Below are 16,270 nucleotides of genomic sequence, written 5' to 3' on the forward strand. Positions count from 1 at the left end.
TCAGGCGGTTGATGTTGGCGCCAAGCTGCGAACGCAGAGTGCCGACGGCGTCCAGAGCGGTTTCCAGCTCGTCCATGGCGCTACCGGCGTTGGTGGCGTCATCGAGGGTCTCGGCCTTGATGGTGGTGATCGCACCGGTAACGGCGGTCAGGTTTGCACTGGCGTTGAACGACAGGGTTTCGGCGCTGCTGGAGCCGATCTGGAAGGTCATTGCAGCGGTCAGCTTGCCACCGGCAGCAAACAGGGCTTCGCCTGCGTACTTGGTGTTGCTGATGATGTTGGTCAGCTCGTTGCCCAGCTCGTCGTACTCGGCCTTCAGCGAGGTACGGTCGTCGTCGCTGTTGGTGTCGTTCGCGGCCTGGGTGGCCAGGTCCTTCATGCGTTGCATGATGTCGGTCATCTCGCTGAAGGCGCCTTCGGCGGTCTGCAGCAGGGAGATGGAATCACCGGTGTTGCGCATGGCCACGTCCATGCCGCGCGACTGAGCGTTGAGGCGGGTAGCGATCTGCAGGCCGGCGGCATCGTCGGCGGCGCTGTTGATGCGCAGGCCGGTGCCCAGGCGCTGCTGGTTGGTGCCCAGGGCGTTGTTGGTTTTGCCCAGGTTGGTCTGAGTGATCAGCGAGGAGTAGTTGGTATGAATCGACAAGGCCATGATCGTAATCCTTCGTGCGGTAGGCGCGGAATGAAGCTGGCTGTGATTGCCTGCTGTAGGTGAAGGGCGACCGGCTTTTGGCGCTGCTTAAATGACGCCGAAGATTTTCCTGCACTGCGCAAAGGTTCGGGCACCTGCCTGGGCCTTTAATGAAAACGGCGACCCGAAGGTCGCCGTTGTGGTATTGCCAAGGCCGATCAGCCGATTTCGATCATCTCGAAATCCATCTTGCCGACGCCGCAGTCGGGGCACAGCCAGTCTTCCGGCACGTCTTCCCAGCGGGTGCCGGGGGCGATGCCGTCATCCGGCCAACCCTGGCTCTCGTCGTAAATCAGTCCACAGACCACGCATTGCCACTTCTTCATATCGACCTCGGGTGAATCTCACGGTGCCGGCAAGCTACCGCAATTGGCGGGATGCGCCAAGCCGGCTGGCGGCAATCGCCGCCAGTCGGCGGACCAAGCACAGTCGGGTCGTGCGATAGACGACCCGTGTGGCGTCAGCGCGCGGCCATCAGCGGATCGGTCAGCGCCATGCCGTACATCGCCACCAGCGCGATCACACCAGCCATGGTGAGGTAGTACAGCGTCGGCAGAATGGTCTTGCGCAGGGTGATGCCTTCACGGCCGAGCAGACCGACGGTCGCCGAGGCCGCCACCACGTTATGGATGGCGATCATGTTGCCCGCCGCCGCGCCGACCGACTGCAGTGCCACCATCATTGCCCCGGACACACCGAGCAGCTGCGCCGCGTTGAACTGGAACTGCGACAGCATCAAGTTGGACACGGTGTTGGAGCCGGCGATAAAGGCGCCTAGCCCGCCCACCGCGGGGGCGAAGAACGGATATACGCCGCCGACGCTATCGGCCACCAACTGCGCCATGGCTACCGGCATCGACACCAGGTCGCTGCCATTGACCCCGGAGTTGATCAGGATACGCACCATGGGGATAGTGAAGATCAACACGAAGCCGGCGCCTAGCAGGGTCTTGCTCGACTCGCCCACCGCCGCCTTGAGCTCGGAGAAGCGCATGCGATGGAGGAAGAAGGTCACCAGCACCACCATGCACAGGATGCCGCCTGGCAGGAACAGCGGCTCGATGGTGCCGGACACGCCGGTCTCGCCGAGGATGTCTTTCCAGCCGAAGGTAACGCTCATCAGTGCCGCTTTCACCTCGGGGAAGGTGCGCGAGATCACCAGGAATGCCGCCAGCAGCAGGTAGGGCGCCCAGGCCATGGGCACCGAGATCGGCGCCTTGCCTGCCACCTCGTCCAGTTTCATTTCGATCTTGCCCATCCAGTCGGACGGCCAGTCCTTGGGATCGGCGAAGTCCCAGGTCTCCTTGGGCAACAGAAAGCCCGCCTTGGCAGCCGGCACCACGATGGCCAGGCCGACCAGGGCGCCGATCATCGAGGGGAATTCCGGGCCGAGGAACACGCCGGCAGCCATGTAAGGCAGGGAGAAGGCAAAGGCGGTGAAGATGGCGAACGGCGCGATGGCCAGACCTTCCTTCCAGCTCTGATTGCGGCCGAAGAAGCGCGTCATGATCATCACCATGATCAGCGGCATCAGCAGGCCGATCAGGCCGTGGGTGATGGCCACCCGCGAATAGATCAGGTGGAAGAAGGTTTCCCAGGTGCTGCCGGTGGCCACCAGTTGCTCGGTGATACCGGTCTTGTCCAGACCGGCGCCGACGCCCACCAGGATTGGCGTACCCACCGCACCGAAGGATACCGGCGTGGATTGCACCATCATCCCCAGCACCACTGCGGCCAGGGCCGGGAAGCCCAGCGCCACCAGCAGCGGCGCGGCCACTGCGGCCGGGGTGCCGAAGCCGGAGGCGCCCTCGATGAAGCAGCCGAACAGCCAGGCGACGATCAGCGCCTGCACGCGACGGTCCGGGCTGATGTTGGAGAAGCCCCGACGAATCGCCGCGATGCCACCGGAGTGCTTGAGGGTGTTCAGCAGCAGGATCGCGCCGAAGATGATCCACAGGATCGAGGCCGTGAGAATCAGTCCCTGCAGACTGGAGGCAATGACCCGGTTGAGGGACATGTCCCAGGCCAGCAGGCCGATCAGGGCTGTGAGGACGAACACCAGCGGCATCGCGTACTTGGCCGGCCAGCGAAAGCCGATCAGCAGTACACCCGCCAGTACCAGTGGCACGAAGGCCAGGATGGAGAGCAGCGTTTGACTCATGGGTTGGTTCCTTCTTTTTCTTGTGAACCACAGTTTTCCGGGGATACCCGGCGCCACGCATCTGGAAGGGCCGGGCACCACGGCGCCGACCTTTCCGCGAGCCGCGACGGCAGGGATCACCCGCCACCGCGCTCATGCTCGAAAGCCCCGACGGTCAGCGACCGTCAGGGCTTGTTTCGTGGAGGCTTTCGGCTCCGTCCACGATGGTTAGTCTGCTTTTTGTGGGAGGGGCTTTAGCCGCGAGCTTTTTGTAGTTGTTTTGTCGCGGCTAAAGCCCCTCCCACAGTAGTTCAAACCTCCTGCTTGAAACGCAGCCGCCAGGCATGCAGCAGCGGCTCGGTATAGCCGGACGGCTGCTCGCGGCCCTTGAACACTAGATCACAGGCAGCGCGGAAGGCATGGGATTGTTCGAAGTCAGGTGCCATCGGGCGGTAGGCCGGATCGCCGGCATTCTGTCCGTCGACCACCTGTGCCATGCGCTGCAGCGTCTCGCGCACCTGGGCCTCGTTGACCACGCCGTGGTGCAGCCAGTTGGCGATGTGCTGAGCCGAAATGCGCAGGGTGGCACGGTCTTCCATCAGGCCGACGTTGTGGATATCCGGCACCTTGGAGCAGCCGACGCCCTGCTCGACCCAGCGCACCACGTAACCGAGGATGCCCTGGCAGTTGTTGTCCAGCTCCTGCTGGATATCGCTGGCGCTCCACGGCCGCTCGGCGCTGACCGGCACGCTGAGTAGATCGTTCAGCAGGCTGTCGCGCTGGCTGGCCAGGTCGATCAGTTCCAGCTCGCTCTGTACCGCCTGCACGTCGATCTGGTGATAGTGCAGGGCGTGCAGCACGGCGGCGGTCGGCGACGGCACCCAGGCGGTGTTGGCGCCGGCTTTCGGATGGCCGATCTTCTGCTCCAGCATGGCTGCCATCAGATCCGGCATGGCCCACATGCCCTTGCCGATCTGCGCCTTGCCGCGCAGCCCGCAGGCCAGGCCGACCAGCACGTTATTGCGCTCGTAGGCCTGGATCCAGGCGCTGGATTTCATGTCGCCCTTGCGCAGCATCGCGCCAGCTTCCATGGCGGTGTGCATTTCGTCGCCAGTGCGGTCGAGAAAACCGGTGTTGATGAAGGCCACACGCGCGCTGGCGGCCTCGATGCACGCCTTGAGGTTGACGCTGGTGCGCCGCTCCTCATCCATGATGCCCATTTTCAGGGAATTGGCCGGCATGCCCAGCAGCTGCTCGACGCGACCGAACAGTTCGTTGGCGAAGGCCACTTCGAACGGCCCGTGCATCTTCGGCTTGACGATATACACGCTGCCGGTGCGCGAGTTGCCGCGGCGCTTGAGGTCATGCAGGGCGATCAGGCTGGTCACCACCGCATCGAGGATGCCCTCGGGAATTTCCAAGCCTTCACCGTCGATGATCGCCGGGTTGCTCATCAGGTGGCCGACGTTGCGGATGAACAGCAATGAGCGACCGTGCAGGGTCAGTTCGCTGCCATTGGCTGCGGTGTAGATGCGATCCGCATTGAGGCGCCGGGTGATGCGCTTGCCAGCCTTTTGCAGATCTTCGGCCAGATCGCCCTTCATCAGGCCCAGCCAGTTGCGGTAGACCACCACCTTGTCGGCGGCGTCGACGGCAGCGACGGAGTCCTCGCAGTCCATGATGGTGGACAACGCCGCTTCCATCAGCACGTCCTTCACGCCGGCGGCGTCGGTACGGCCGATGGGGCTGCTGGCGTCGATCTGGATCTCGAAGTGCAGGCCGTTGTTCTTCAGCAGCACGGCGCTCGGCGTGGCAGCATCGCCCTGGAAACCAACGAATTTCTCCGGTTGCGCCAGCGAGGTCTGCGCGCCGCTGCTCAGGGTCACCTGCAGTTGGCCGGCGACTACGGCATAGGCACTGGCGTCTGAGTGCGAGCCCTGGGCCAGTGGCGCGGCCTGGTCAAGGAAGGCGCGGGCGAAGGCGATCACCTTGGCGCCGCGCACTTCGTTATAGCCCGGGCCCTTGCTGGCACCACCTTCTTCGCTGATGGCATCGGTGCCGTACAGCGCGTCGTACAGCGAGCCCCAGCGGGCGTTGGCGGCGTTCAGCGCGTAGCGCGCATTCATCACCGGCACTACCAGCTGCGGGCCGGCCTGGGTGGCGATCTCGCTGTCTACGTTGGCGGTGGTCGCTTTGACCTGCTCCGGCTGCGGCAGCAAGTAGCCGATGGAGCCGAGGAAGGCGCGGTAGGCGTTCATGTCGGTGATCGGCCCAGGGTTGGCGCGGTGCCAGGTATCCAGCTCGGTCTGCAGACGGTCGCGCTCGGCCAGTAGGGCACGGTTGCGCGGCGCCAGGTCGTGCACCAGCGCATCGAAACCGCTCCAGAAGGCCGCCGCCTCGATACCGCTGCCGGGCAGCACTTCGCTTTCGATGAATTGCTTGAGCTCGGCGGCTACCTGCAGGCGCTGACATTGCACGCGTTCGGTCATTTTTCTGTTCTCCTGTCTAATCGCTTGCGAGAGGGGCCAGGCGTTGTCTGTTGGAACCCTCTTCCGTCACTTCGTGACACCTTCTCCCGGAGGGAGAAGGTCATCAGTTGGCGGCTGCGCCGCATGTTTAAAGGGCCGCAATACCCGCCTTTGCCACCTGCGCATCCTGTTCGGCCTTGACCCCGGATACACCGACGGCACCCACAACCTGGCCATCCACCAGAACCGGTACACCGCCCTCCAGCGAGGTGATCAGCGGCGCGCTGACGAAGGCGGTGCGACCGCCGTTGACCATGTCCTCGTAGCCCTTGGTTTCGCGGCGGCCAATGGCGGCGCTGCGCGCCTTCTCGGTGGCGATGTAGGCGCCGATGGGCGCGCAGCCGTCGAGGCGCTCCAGAGCCAGCGGATGACCGCCGTCGTCGACCACGGCGATAGCCACGGCCCAGCCCTGTTGCTGCGCTTCGTTACGGGCGGCTGCGATGATCTGACTGACTTCGCTCTGGCTGAGTACGGCTTTGTGTTGCATGGCATACCTCGTGTTCTTGGTTTTTCTCCCCTCTCCCGCATGCGGGAGAAGGTGTTCAGTCGCGTAGCCCGGATGCAATCCGGGAATATCTGGCGCTTTGCCCGGATTGCATTCGGGCTACCGGGCAATCACCGTGGGAGCGGCTTCAGCCGCGATAAAAGCTCGCCGCTAAAGCGCCTCCCACAGGCGGGACTCATTCCTCCGCTTGTGCGTTGCGGTACATCTGTAGCCGTGCGCGTGGCACCGGCTACGCGTGATCAGCCCATCGCCTCCTCGACGATCTCGATCCAGTGGCGCACCGGTGTGCGTCCGGCACCGTCCAGATGGGTCTGGCAGCCAATATTGGCGGTGACGATGGCGTCCGGTTTGCCGCTTTCCAGGGCGTTCAATTTGTTGTCGCGAAGCTGCCGCGACAGTTCTGGCTGGGTCAGCGAATAGGTGCCGGCCGAGCCGCAGCACAGGTGACCGTCCGGCACAGCGGTCAGGCCGAAGCCGAGGCGCGTCAGTACGCCTTCAACCGCGCCGCCGAGTTTCTGCGCATGCTGCAGGGTGCAGGGGCAGTGGAAGGCCAGGCGCTGCTCGGCGCGTACCTGCAGCTGTTCCAGTGGCTCACCCAGCAGCACCTCGACCAGATCCTTGGCCAGGGCGCTGACCCGCGCCGCCTTGCTTGCATACGCCGGGTCACTGGCGAGCAGGTGGCCGTAGTCCTTGACGAAAGCGCCGCAGCCGCTGGCGGTCTGCACGATGGCCTCAGTGCCGGCTTGGATGGCCGGCCACCAGGCGTCGATGTTCTGCCGCGCGCGTTGCAACCCGGCTTCCTGGGCGTTGAGGTGGTAATCCACGGCGCCGCAGCAGCCCGCCTCGCGGATCGGCGTGACGCTGATGCCAAGGCGATCCAGCACGCGTGCGGTGGCGGCGTTGGTGTTGGGCGACAGCCCCGGTTGCACGCAGCCTTCTAGCATCAGCACGCGGCGGGCATGCTGCTGCGTCGGGCGCGGCTTGGCCGGGCGAACCTCGCGCGGCAGCTTGGCCTTGAGCGCGGCCGGCAGCAGCGGGCGCAGGGCCAGACCGGTCTGGGTCAAAGTCTTGAACAGCGCCGGGCGTGGCACCACGGCGCGCAGGCCCTGACGCAGCAGGCGCTCGTTCAGCGGCCGCGGCACCGCCTGCTCGACCACTTCGCGGCCGATATCCAGCAGGTTGTGGTACTGCACACCGGATGGACAGGTGGTCTCGCAGTTGCGGCAGGTCAGACAGCGATCCAGGTGCTCCTGGGTCTTGGCCGTGACTTCGCCACCTTCGAGCATCTGCTTGATCAGGTAGATGCGTCCGCGCGGGCCGTCCAGCTCGTCACCGAGTAGCTGGTAGGTCGGGCAGGTGGCGTTGCAGAAGCCGCAATGCACGCAGGAGCGCAGGATGCGTTCGGCTTCCTCGGCGCGCGGCAGGCGCTTGGCCTGTTCACTCAAATTGGTCTGCACGTCTTATACCTCGGCGTACATGCGGCCAGGGTTGAAAATACCCTGGGGGTCGAGCTGGTTCTTCAGCTGGCGCTGGTAACGCAGCAGAGGAGCAGCCAGCGGCTGGAAGGGTTGTACCTGGCCGGCGGCGAAGCAGGTGGCGTGGCCGCCGAGCCCCCCCGTCACGCGCTGGATCAGCTCGCCATCGGCGTCGGTTTTCAGCCAGCGCTGCGCGCCGCCCCAGTCGATCAGCTGGCGGCCGGGCAGGTCGAGCAGGCCGCTATTGGCCGGCAGCGACAGGCGCCAGAGCGTGCCGCTGGCGCTGAAGAACGGCAGGCGCTGTTCACGCAGTTCGTGCCAGTAAGCGTTGTCGATCTCTTCACCGCCCAGGCGCTGGCGCGCAGCCAGAACCGAGCCTTCGCCGCCCTCAAGGCGCAGGTGAAGCGCGACACCGTCATGGCTGGCGGCGCTGATTGGCAATGGCTGCTGGCCCCACTCGGCAAGCTTGTTGAGCGCGTCGCGAGCACTCATGTCCAGGCGCAGGCTGAGCACCTGGCGCGGTTTGGGCAGCACCTTGAGCGAGACTTCGGCGAGCAGGCCAAGGCAACCGAAGCTGCCGGCCATCAGGCGCGACAGGTCGTAGCCGGCGACGTTCTTCATCACCTCGCCGCCGAAGCGCAGCAGCTTGCCCTGGCCGGTGATCACGCGGGTGCCGAGCACCTGATCGCGCACCGAACCGGCCCAGGGCCGACGCGGGCCGGACAGCCCGGCGGCGACCATGCCGCCCAGGGTGGCGCCATCGCCCAGGTGCGGCGGTTCGCACGGCAGCATCTGGTTGTTGGCCTCCAGCGCCGCTTCGATTTCTGTAAGTGGTGTGCCGGCGCGGGCGGTGAGCACCAGTTCGGTGGCGTCGTAGCTGACGATGCCGCGGTGCATGCGGGTATCCAGCACTTCGCCGGTGGTGGCGCGGCCCAGATGGGCCTTGCTGCCGCTGCCCTGGATGCGCAGCGCCGTGGCGCTGTTGAGCGCGTGGTTGACCTGTTCCAGCAGCGCGGCGCTGGCATCGAAATCCTGCTGCATCAGAAGCGCTCCAGTTCCGGGAAGGGCAGTTGGCCGTGGTGCACGTGCATGGCACCGAACTCGGCGCAGCGGTGCAGGGTGGGGATGTTCTTGCCCGGGTTGAGCAGGCCGCTGGGGTCGAACGCCGCCTTTACCGCGTGGAACAGGGTGATTTCGTCGCTGTTGAACTGCGCGCACATCTGATTGATCTTCTCGCGGCCGACGCCGTGCTCGCCGGTGATGCTGCCGCCGACCTTGACGCAGAGTTCGAGGATCTTGCCGCCGATGGCCTCGGCGCGCTCCAGCTCGCCCGGTACGTTGGCATCGAAGAGGATCAGCGGGTGCATATTGCCGTCGCCGGCATGGAACACGTTGGCCACGCGCAGGCCGTACTCCTCGGACAGCTCGGCGATGCCGCGCAGCACGCCGGGCAGCTCGCGCCGCGGGATGGTGCCGTCCATGCAGTAGTAGTCCGGCGAGATGCGCCCGACCGCCGGGAAGGCGTTCTTGCGCCCGGCCCAGAATTTCACCCGCTCGGCTTCGTCGCGGGCCAGGCGTACTTCGGTGGCGCCGGCCTGTTCCAGCACCTCACGCACGCGCTCGCAGTCGTCGGCGACGTCGGCCTCCACGCCGTCCAGCTCGCAGAGCAGGATGGCCTCGGCCTCCACCGGGTAGCCGGCGTGGATAAAGTCTTCGGCGGCGCGAATCGCCAGGTTGTCCATCATCTCCAGGCCGCCGGGGATGATGCCGGCGGCGATGATGTCACCGACCGCGCGGCCGGCTTTTTCCACCGAGTCGAAGGCCGCCAGCAGCACCTTGGCAACCTGCGGCTTGGGCAGCAGCTTGACCGTCACCTCGGTGACGATGCCGAGCATGCCTTCGGAGCCGGTGAACAGCGCCAGCAGGTCGAAACCCGGCGCGTCCAGGGCGTCGCTGCCGAGTGTCATGAACTCGCCTTCGACGGTGAGGATGTCCACCTTGAGCAGGTTGTGCACGGTCAGGCCGTACTTCAGGCAATGCACGCCGCCGGCATTCTCGGCGACATTGCCGCCGATAGAGCAGGCAATCTGCGAGGACGGATCAGGGGCGTAATACAGGTCGAACGGCGCGGCGGCCTGTGAGATCGCCAGGTTACGCACGCCGGGCTGTACCCGGGCGAAGCGGCCTTCACGGTTGATCTCGAGAATTTGGTTGAAGCGCGCCATCACCAGCAGGATGCCCTTCTCCAGCGGCAGCGCACCGCCGGACAGGCCGGTGCCGGCACCGCGCGCCACGATCGGCACGCCACGGGCGTGGCAGAGCTTGAGCAGCTGTTGCACTTGCTCGATGCGCTCGGGCAGCACCACCAGCATGGGTGTGGTGCGGTAGGCGGACAGGCCATCGCACTCATAAGGCTTCAGGTCTTCGACGGTATGCAGGATGTCGAGGTCGGGTAGGCACTGGCGCAGCTCGGTCAGCAGCGCGGCCTTGTCGACTTTGGGCAGCGCGCCGTCGACGCGCTCGTCGTACAGAATGCTCATGGCAGGCTCAATCGGGAACGTTGTTTTTATAGGCGGTCATGCCGCGACCATGGCCTTATGTTTAGGCCGCCTGAATTTTTACGTCCATCGTCTTTATCACTGGTAGGACCAGTTTCTTTCGTCAACCTTTCGCACAAGGCTGCTCAAAGTGCTTATTCTCATAGGCTTTGAACATGGCTTTCGGATGAAGGGCGTATGCTCGCGTCAGCTGGTACGACCAGTTGAAGGGAGGGTTGAAATGGATACGAATCAGGCTGTCGCAAGACGGCAGGTCAGCGACGTGGTGGCCGAGCGCATCGAGCGGCTGATCGTCGATGGCGTACTCAAGGTGGGTCAGCCGCTGCCCTCGGAGCGGCGCCTGTGCGAGAAGCTGGGCATTTCCCGTTCGGCGCTGCGTGAAGGGCTGAAGGTCCTGCGTGGGCGCGGCATCATCGACACTGCGCAGGGGCGTGATTCACGGGTGGCCAAGCTTAGCGGCGAGCGCGATGCCAGCCCGCTGATGCATCTGTTCGGCTCGCAACCGCGCACCCTGTACGACCTGCTGGAAGTGCGCGGCCTGCTAGAGGGCGAGTCGGCGCGCCTGGCGGCGCTGCGTGGCACCGACGCGGATTTCGTCCTGCTGACCCGGCGCTACGAGGAAATGCTCGCGGCCCACGCGCAGGAGCATCCGGTCGACCCACGCGAACACGCACGCCTCGATCACGCCTTCCACTTGGCCATCTGCGAGGCGTCGCACAACCCGGTGCTGGTGCACACCTTGCAGTCGCTGACCGACCTGATGCTCAGCACCGTGTTCGCCTCGGTGAACAATCTCTATCACCGCCCGGCGCAGAAGCGGCAGATCGACCGCCAACACTCGCGCCTGTATCACGCGGTGATCGAGCGCCTGCCGGAACAGGCCCAGCGCGCCGCGCGCGATCACATCAACAGCATCCGCGACAACCTGCAGGAGATCGAGCAGGAAGAGCAGCGCCTGGTGCGCGCGACCATGCGCCTGGAGGGCTGGGCGTAGGGCGGGTGACACCCGCCGGTCAATGGTGGCGGGCTGCACCCGCCCTACATATTTGTGGGAGGGGCTTTAGCCGCGACCCGCCAGACCCGCTCGCCGCGCAAGCGCCTCCCACGTGGCATGACACCCTACCTGAAGGTGCTGGTGACCACGCCATCTTCCACCACCTGCGCCTCGATTACCTTCTGGCTACCGAGGTTGCGCACGCGGATCACCTCGCCTTCGCGGCCATTGGCCAGCGCCTCGCCGGTGGCCGAGGCGGAGATACCGTCCTGGCTGGCGATGATGGTCACCTGCTGGCCGCGGCGAATCAGCAGCGGTGCGGTGAGCAGGTTTGGCGCGATCAGCTGGCCGGCGCGCACGCGGCGTTTGGCGCCCTGGCCGACCACCTCGTCGAGGTCGTTGTAGAAACCGCGCGATGCCTTGCCGATGTTCACTTCCTGCAATTGCAGCTGTTCGGCGCTGATGGTCTGGCCGCGTTCGATCACCCGCGCGGCATGTACCACCGGTAGGAAGACGTTGGCCTGCACCAGGGCGGTGATGCTCCAGCCGGGGGTGTCCGGGCAGCTCAGCTCCAGGCGCTGGCGCGCCAGCGCCGAGGGATCATCGCTGGCGACCGCCACGCTCAGGGCCTGGGCGCAGGCCGGCAGTCGTTCCGCGCTGCCCACCAGCGTTGTATCGAGGCTGTGGCGCTGGCCTTGCCAGGCCTGGCGTTTGGCCTCCTCGGCAAGCTTCTGCTGCATATGCGTAGCGATGGCCTGATTGATCTGGCCGGCGGCGTCGGCCTGCGCACGTGCCGTATCCGCAGGCAGTGCGGCGAAGAGGAAGAGCACTGACGCCAAGGCGGAAAAAGCCTTTCCGCTTTTCCCTCCGGCGATGCGGCGATGCGGAAAAAGGGCGACGCGAAAGGCGCCGGCGGTTCTCAAGAATCCCTGATAAATCAATGTAATACGGCTCTCTTATGGGTTGGGCACGCTTTGTGCTCAAGGCACCTGGGCACAACCTTGGGTTAAGGGTACCGGTGAATGAGTATACGGATTGATGACGTGGTGGGGCTGCATTCGCGAGCCATCGAACTGCGTATGCAGCGCAGCGAGATTCTCGCCGCCAACCTGGCCAACGAAGACACGCCGGGCTTTCTCGCCCGCGACATCGATTTTGCCGGCGAGATGCAGCGGCTCGATCCACAGCAGGCGTTCAGCGCCAGCACTGCCGATCTCAAGTACCGCGTGCCGACCCAGCCGTCGCAGGACGGCAACAGCGTCGAGCTGAGTGTGGAACAGGCCGCGTTCTCCAAGAACAGCATGGACTTCCAGACCAGCCTGACCTTTCTCAGCATGAAATTCCGCGGCCTGAAACAGGCCATCGAGGGACGCTGACCATGGCTTTCGATTCCATCTACCGCATCGCTGGCTCGTCGATGAACGCGCAGACCGTGCGCCTCAACACCGTGGCCAGCAACCTGGCCAACGCCGACTCGGCCGCGGCCAGTGCCGAGGACGTGTACCAGGCGCGCAAGCCGGTGTTCGCCGCCGTCTACAACAACGATCAGCTGACCCGCGGCGTGGGCATGGGCGGCGCCCATGTGCAGGTGCTCGACGTGGTCACCGCCGGCCGCGAGCCGGTGCGCCGTTACGAGCCGGACAACCCGCTAGCCGATGACAAGGGCTACGTGTTCTACGCCGACATCGATCAGATCGAGGAAATGACCGACATGATGTCGGCCACCCGCAGCTTCGAGACCAGCGTCGAGGTGCTCAATCGCCTGAAAAGCATGCAGCAAGGCCTGCTCAAGCTCGGAGAATCCTGATGGCCACGGTCAGCAACAACAGCCAGAACAATCCCGCTTACAGCATCGACGAAGCGGTGAAGCAGTCGGTCAACGTCAGCGACGCGACCCAACTGGAAAACAACTTCCTCACCCTGATGGTCGCGCAGATCCAGAACCAGGACCCGACCAAACCGGTGGACAGCACCGAATTCCTCAACCAGTTCGCCGCCATGAGCCAGGTCAAGAGCCTGGAGAACATGGCCTCGCTGAGCAAGAGCAACCTGGTGCTGCTGGACAACCTGCAGACCCTCACCGCTGCCGGCCTGGTCGGCCAGGAAGTCAAGGTCGCCACCGAGCAGCTGGAGCTGGATGCAGACAAGGTCAAAGGCGAGGTCAATCTCGAGCACGCCGCCGGCAAGCTGGCCCTGGTGGTCACCGACAGCAACGGCGTGAAGAAGGAAATCGACCTGGGTTCCCAGGCGCCGGGCCGCGTGCCCTTCGAGCTAGACCCCAAGGCCCTTGGCCTGGCGCCAGGCCGCTACAAGGTCGAGGTCAAGAGCGACAGTGGCGAGTATCCGAAGGTCGAGGTGGCCGGCCGCGTCACCCAGGTGCGCGTCAGTGCCGAGGGGCCGGTGCTGGAAGTCGTCGGCATCGGCTCCGTGCCCTTCTACAACATCACCGAATTCGGCCAGACGCAGACCGCCGGTCTGCTCTGAACCCACCCAGTCGTTAATTCAAAGGTCCAGTCGCCATGAGTTTCAATATCGCCATGACCGGCCTCAGTGCCGTCAACGAACAGCTCAACACCATCAGCCACAACATCGCCAACGCCGGCACCACCGGCTTCAAGTCCTCGCGCACCGAGTTCGGCAGCATCTACGCCGACAGCCAGGCGATGGGCGTGGAAGTGCTGGCCACCACCCAGAGCATCAGCCAGGGCGGCTCCCTGGTGACCACCGGGCGCAGCCTCGATTTGGCCATCTCCGGCGGCGGCTTCTTCGTTACCCGCGGCGGCAATGGTGATGTCAGCTACACCCGCGCCGGCGTGTTCGGCGCCGACAAGGACAACAACATCGTCAACGCCGCCGGCCAGACCCTGCAGGGCTACCCGGTGGACGCCGCCGGCAATCTGCAGGTAGGCGCCATGGGCGACCTGCAGCTGCAGAACGCCAACCTGCCGGCGCGCGCCACCGACAGCCTGGCCTTCGTCATGAACCTGGACTCCAACCAGACTGTGCCGGCCACCGCGCCGTTCGATCCGGCGGACGTCAACACCTACAACTCCACCTACACCACCAAGGTGTTCGACTCCCAGGGCAAGGAACACACCCTGACCCAGTACTTCGTCAAGACTGGCGATAACAACTGGGAAGCCCACTATTACGCCGGCGGTGCGGCTGTAGGCGCCCCTCAAACTCTGACCTTCGGCACCAACGGCACGCTCACCGCGCCGGCCGGCCCGGTCAACGTCGGTTTCGCCCTGCCCGGTGTCGACCCGATGGCCATCGCCATCGACTACAGCAATTCCAGCCAGTACGGCTCCGACTTCGTCGTCACCACCAACCGCGCCAGCGGTTATGCGGCGGGCGAGCAGACCGGCTTGTCGGTAGAGAAGGACGGCATGGTCTATGCCAACTACAGCAACGGCCAGCGCATGCTGCAGGGCCAGGTGGCGCTGGCCACCTTCGCCAACGCTGGCGGCCTGAAGAACATCAGCGGCACCGCCTGGGTGGAAACTGCCGACTCCGGCGCGGCGCTGATCGGCGTGCCTGGCGTCGGCCCGTTCGGTGCGCTGGTGGCCGGTTCGCTGGAGAACTCCAACGTCGATCTGACCCAGCAACTGGTCGGTCTGATGGAGGGGCAGCGCAACTACCAGGCCAACACCAAGGTGCTGACCACCAACAAGGAACTCACCCAAGTGCTGTTCGGCGCGATCTGAGGCTGAACCATGGACCGTCTCGGTTACACCGCAATGACCGCCGCCAGCCGCACCATGAGCTCGCTCACGGTGCGCGCCAACAACCTGGCCAACGTCAACACGCCCGGCTTTCGTGCCGACCTCGAACAGGCTCAGGCCGTCGCCGTGGAAGGCTACGGCTACGACAGCCGCCACCTGGCACGGGTGAAGAACAACGGCGTCAACCTGGCGCCCGGCGAGCTGATGGCCACCGGCCGTGATCTCGACGTAGCGATCCAGGGCCGCGGCCTGTTCGCCGTCGAGGGCGATGAAGGCGCCGAGCGCTACACCCGCAACGGCGCGCTGCAGGTCGATGCCGAGCTGCGCCTGACCCTGAACGGCCGCGCCGTGCTGGGCGAGGGCGGCCCCATCGTGCTGCCCGAGTACGACAGCCTGCATATCGGCCGTGACGGCACCGTTTCGGTAATCCCGCGTGGCGATTTCGTCACCGCCGAGGTGGACCGCATCCGCGTGGTGGATGTCGACGCCGCCGACCTGACCAAGGACGCCAGCGGCCTGCTGGCGCGCATCGATGGTCAGCCGGCAGAGGGGCTGGAAGCGCCGGTGCTGGTGTCCGGCTACCTGGAGGCGAGCAATGTCGGCGCCATCGATCAGCTGGTGGCGACCATGAGCCTGAACCGCCTGTTCGAGACCCAGGTGAAGATGATGAAGGCCGCCGAGGACCTGTCCGAGGCCGGCAACCGCATGATTCGCGGCAGCTGAGCCGGAAAGCCGGCGGCCGTGTAGGAGCGAGCTTTGCTCGCGAATCGAGTTTCGCCAGACACAGCTTCGCGAGCAGAGCTCGCTCCCACGAAACACAGGCGCACGTCGTTGATAAGGCGTTCGCCACAGCGAAGAGGTAACGCACATGAGTTCCGCACTTTGGGTCAGCAAGACCGGCCTGGCCGCACAGGACAAGGCCATGAGCGCCGTGGCCAACAACCTGGCCAACGTCAACACCAACGGCTTCAAGAGCGACCGCGTGGTGTTCGAAGACCTGTTCTACGCCATCGAGCTGCAGCCGGGCGCGCAGGCCGATGAGGTCAATACCGTACCGTCGGGCATCCAGCTCGGCAGCGGTGTGCGTGTGGCCGGTACGCAGAAGGTGTTCACCGAAGGCAGCATCCAGACCACTGGCCAGCCGATGGACCTGGCGATCATCGGTGCCGGCTTCTTCCAGGTGGAAGCGCCCAACGGCGATATCTACTACACCGAGAACGGCCAGCTGCAGCTCAACGCCGAAGGCATGATCGTCAACTCCCAGGGCCTGCCGCTGACGCCGGCCATCGAAGTGCCGGCCGGTAGCAGCCGCTTCACCGTGGGCAGCGACGGCATCGTCACCGCCGTGCTGGCCGGCGACACCCTGCCCTCCGAGCTGGGCCAGATCACTCTGGTCAACTTCACCAACCCGGGCGGCCTCGAGGCGCTGGGCGGCAACCTCTATCGCGAAACCGTGGCCAGCGGCGAGCCGCAGGAAGGCGTGCCGGGCGAGGAAGGCCTGGGCAACCTCAAGCAGGGTGTGCTGGAAGGTTCCAACGTGCAGGTGGTCGAGGCCATGGTCAACATGATCTCCATTCAGCGTGCCTACGAGGCCAACGCCAAGGTGCTCGACGCTGCGTCGGGCATGCAGCAGTTCCTCAACCAGACCGTGTGA

The 16,270-nt window shown here is 65.1% G+C and carries 16 protein-coding genes; 7 read left to right on the top strand and 9 right to left on the bottom strand.

Translation table 11 applies throughout. The features are described from left to right. The 8 genes from B2U07_RS15175 to glcD all read right to left on the bottom strand — a co-directional run. Nucleotides 1-652: Lateral flagellin (locus B2U07_RS15175; RefSeq protein ID WP_296277219.1), on the bottom strand; the 652-nt coding region annotated here is incomplete at its 3' end. Between the two features lie 197 nt (nt 653-849). Continuing rightward, nucleotides 850-1,017, bottom strand: coding sequence for a rubredoxin (locus tag B2U07_RS15180; RefSeq protein WP_003242223.1), 168 nt, complete (start codon nt 1,015-1,017; stop codon nt 850-852). 134 nt (nt 1,018-1,151) lie between these two features. Beyond that, nucleotides 1,152-2,852, bottom strand: coding sequence for an L-lactate permease (locus B2U07_RS15185; RefSeq protein ID WP_296277220.1), 1,701 nt, complete (start codon nt 2,850-2,852; stop codon nt 1,152-1,154). Nucleotides 2,853-3,142: 290 nt separating this feature from the next. Beyond that, on the bottom strand, nt 3,143-5,320 hold the full coding sequence (locus B2U07_RS15190) for a malate synthase G (RefSeq protein WP_296277221.1): 2,178 nt from the start codon (nt 5,318-5,320) through the stop codon (nt 3,143-3,145). Between the two features lie 127 nt (nt 5,321-5,447). Continuing rightward, nucleotides 5,448-5,846 (bottom strand): heme-binding protein, encoded by a 399-nt coding sequence (locus B2U07_RS15195; RefSeq protein ID WP_275546589.1) that lies wholly within the window; start codon nt 5,844-5,846, stop codon nt 5,448-5,450. A gap of 257 nt (nt 5,847-6,103) precedes the next feature. Continuing rightward, nucleotides 6,104-7,321: a glycolate oxidase subunit GlcF gene (gene glcF / locus B2U07_RS15200; protein ID WP_296277222.1), complete on the bottom strand. Its 1,218-nt coding sequence runs from the start codon at nt 7,319-7,321 to the stop codon at nt 6,104-6,106. A 3-nt stretch (nt 7,322-7,324) separates the two neighbouring features. Continuing rightward, complete coding sequence (glcE, locus tag B2U07_RS15205) at nt 7,325-8,380, bottom strand: glycolate oxidase subunit GlcE (RefSeq protein WP_296277223.1); 1,056 nt, start codon at nt 8,378-8,380, stop codon at nt 7,325-7,327. Next, nucleotides 8,380-9,879, bottom strand: a complete 1,500-nt coding sequence (gene glcD, locus B2U07_RS15210) for a glycolate oxidase subunit GlcD (protein WP_296277224.1) — start codon at nt 9,877-9,879, stop codon at nt 8,380-8,382. Before glcD ends, glcE begins: the two co-directional genes overlap by 1 nt. A 238-nt stretch (nt 9,880-10,117) precedes the next feature. Between glcD and glcC the strand changes: the two genes are divergently transcribed. After that, nucleotides 10,118-10,891, top strand: coding sequence for a transcriptional regulator GlcC (gene glcC, locus B2U07_RS15215; RefSeq protein ID WP_275546593.1), 774 nt, complete (start codon nt 10,118-10,120; stop codon nt 10,889-10,891). A gap of 125 nt (nt 10,892-11,016) precedes the next feature. Here glcC and flgA read toward each other — a convergent pair whose 3' ends face one another. Then, the gene (gene flgA / locus B2U07_RS15220; protein ID WP_296277627.1) at nt 11,017-11,721 is read right to left on the bottom strand and encodes a flagellar basal body P-ring formation chaperone FlgA; all 705 of its coding nucleotides are present in this window, start codon (nt 11,719-11,721) and stop codon (nt 11,017-11,019) included. A 192-nt stretch (nt 11,722-11,913) separates the two neighbouring features. On the opposite strand from flgA, the gene flgB reads away from it, so the two are divergent. The 6 genes from flgB (at nt 11,914) to flgG (ending at nt 16,270) form a co-directional block, all read left to right on the top strand. Next, entirely contained in the window at nt 11,914-12,267 is a 354-nt protein-coding gene (gene flgB / locus B2U07_RS15225) for a flagellar basal body rod protein FlgB (protein WP_197857734.1), read from the top strand. 2 nt (nt 12,268-12,269) lie between these two features. Continuing rightward, on the top strand, nt 12,270-12,698 hold the full coding sequence (flgC, locus tag B2U07_RS15230) for a flagellar basal body rod protein FlgC (RefSeq protein WP_013713376.1): 429 nt from the start codon (nt 12,270-12,272) through the stop codon (nt 12,696-12,698). Beyond that, nucleotides 12,698-13,375: a flagellar hook assembly protein FlgD gene (gene flgD, locus B2U07_RS15235; RefSeq protein WP_296277225.1), complete on the top strand. Its 678-nt coding sequence runs from the start codon at nt 12,698-12,700 to the stop codon at nt 13,373-13,375. Before flgC ends, flgD begins: the two co-directional genes overlap by 1 nt. Before the next feature lie 35 nt (nt 13,376-13,410). Next, complete coding sequence (gene flgE, locus B2U07_RS15240; RefSeq protein ID WP_296277226.1) at nt 13,411-14,598, top strand: flagellar hook protein FlgE; 1,188 nt, start codon at nt 13,411-13,413, stop codon at nt 14,596-14,598. A 9-nt stretch (nt 14,599-14,607) separates the two neighbouring features. Next, nucleotides 14,608-15,339, top strand: coding sequence for a flagellar basal body rod protein FlgF (locus B2U07_RS15245; protein WP_296277227.1), 732 nt, complete (start codon nt 14,608-14,610; stop codon nt 15,337-15,339). 145 nt (nt 15,340-15,484) lie between these two features. Next, complete coding sequence (gene flgG / locus B2U07_RS15250; RefSeq protein WP_197857738.1) at nt 15,485-16,270, top strand: flagellar basal-body rod protein FlgG; 786 nt, start codon at nt 15,485-15,487, stop codon at nt 16,268-16,270.

This window comes from Pseudomonas sp. UBA7530 (assembly GCF_002479365.1).
Classification (GTDB): Bacteria; Pseudomonadota; Gammaproteobacteria; order Pseudomonadales; family Pseudomonadaceae; genus Aquipseudomonas.

What these genes read in the sequence shown, in the direction of transcription:
- flgC (WP_013713376.1), top strand. Translation starts at nt 12,270, where the DNA reads ATGGCTTTCGATTCCATCTACCGCATCGCTGGCTCGTCGATGAACGCG.
- B2U07_RS15185 (WP_296277220.1), bottom strand. Translation starts at nt 2,852, where the DNA reads ATGAGTCAAACGCTGCTCTCCATCCTGGCCTTCGTGCCACTGGTACTG.
- flgE (WP_296277226.1), top strand. Translation starts at nt 13,411, where the DNA reads ATGAGTTTCAATATCGCCATGACCGGCCTCAGTGCCGTCAACGAACAG.
- B2U07_RS15190 (WP_296277221.1), bottom strand. Translation starts at nt 5,320, where the DNA reads ATGACCGAACGCGTGCAATGTCAGCGCCTGCAGGTAGCCGCCGAGCTC.
- B2U07_RS15195 (WP_275546589.1), bottom strand. Translation starts at nt 5,846, where the DNA reads ATGCAACACAAAGCCGTACTCAGCCAGAGCGAAGTCAGTCAGATCATC.
- glcD (WP_296277224.1), bottom strand. Translation starts at nt 9,879, where the DNA reads ATGAGCATTCTGTACGACGAGCGCGTCGACGGCGCGCTGCCCAAAGTC.
- flgD (WP_296277225.1), top strand. Translation starts at nt 12,698, where the DNA reads ATGGCCACGGTCAGCAACAACAGCCAGAACAATCCCGCTTACAGCATC.
- flgB (WP_197857734.1), top strand. Translation starts at nt 11,914, where the DNA reads ATGAGTATACGGATTGATGACGTGGTGGGGCTGCATTCGCGAGCCATC.
- B2U07_RS15245 (WP_296277227.1), top strand. Translation starts at nt 14,608, where the DNA reads ATGGACCGTCTCGGTTACACCGCAATGACCGCCGCCAGCCGCACCATG.
- flgG (WP_197857738.1), top strand. Translation starts at nt 15,485, where the DNA reads ATGAGTTCCGCACTTTGGGTCAGCAAGACCGGCCTGGCCGCACAGGAC.
- glcE (WP_296277223.1), bottom strand. Translation starts at nt 8,380, where the DNA reads ATGCAGCAGGATTTCGATGCCAGCGCCGCGCTGCTGGAACAGGTCAAC.
- B2U07_RS15180 (WP_003242223.1), bottom strand. Translation starts at nt 1,017, where the DNA reads ATGAAGAAGTGGCAATGCGTGGTCTGTGGACTGATTTACGACGAGAGC.
- glcC (WP_275546593.1), top strand. Translation starts at nt 10,118, where the DNA reads ATGGATACGAATCAGGCTGTCGCAAGACGGCAGGTCAGCGACGTGGTG.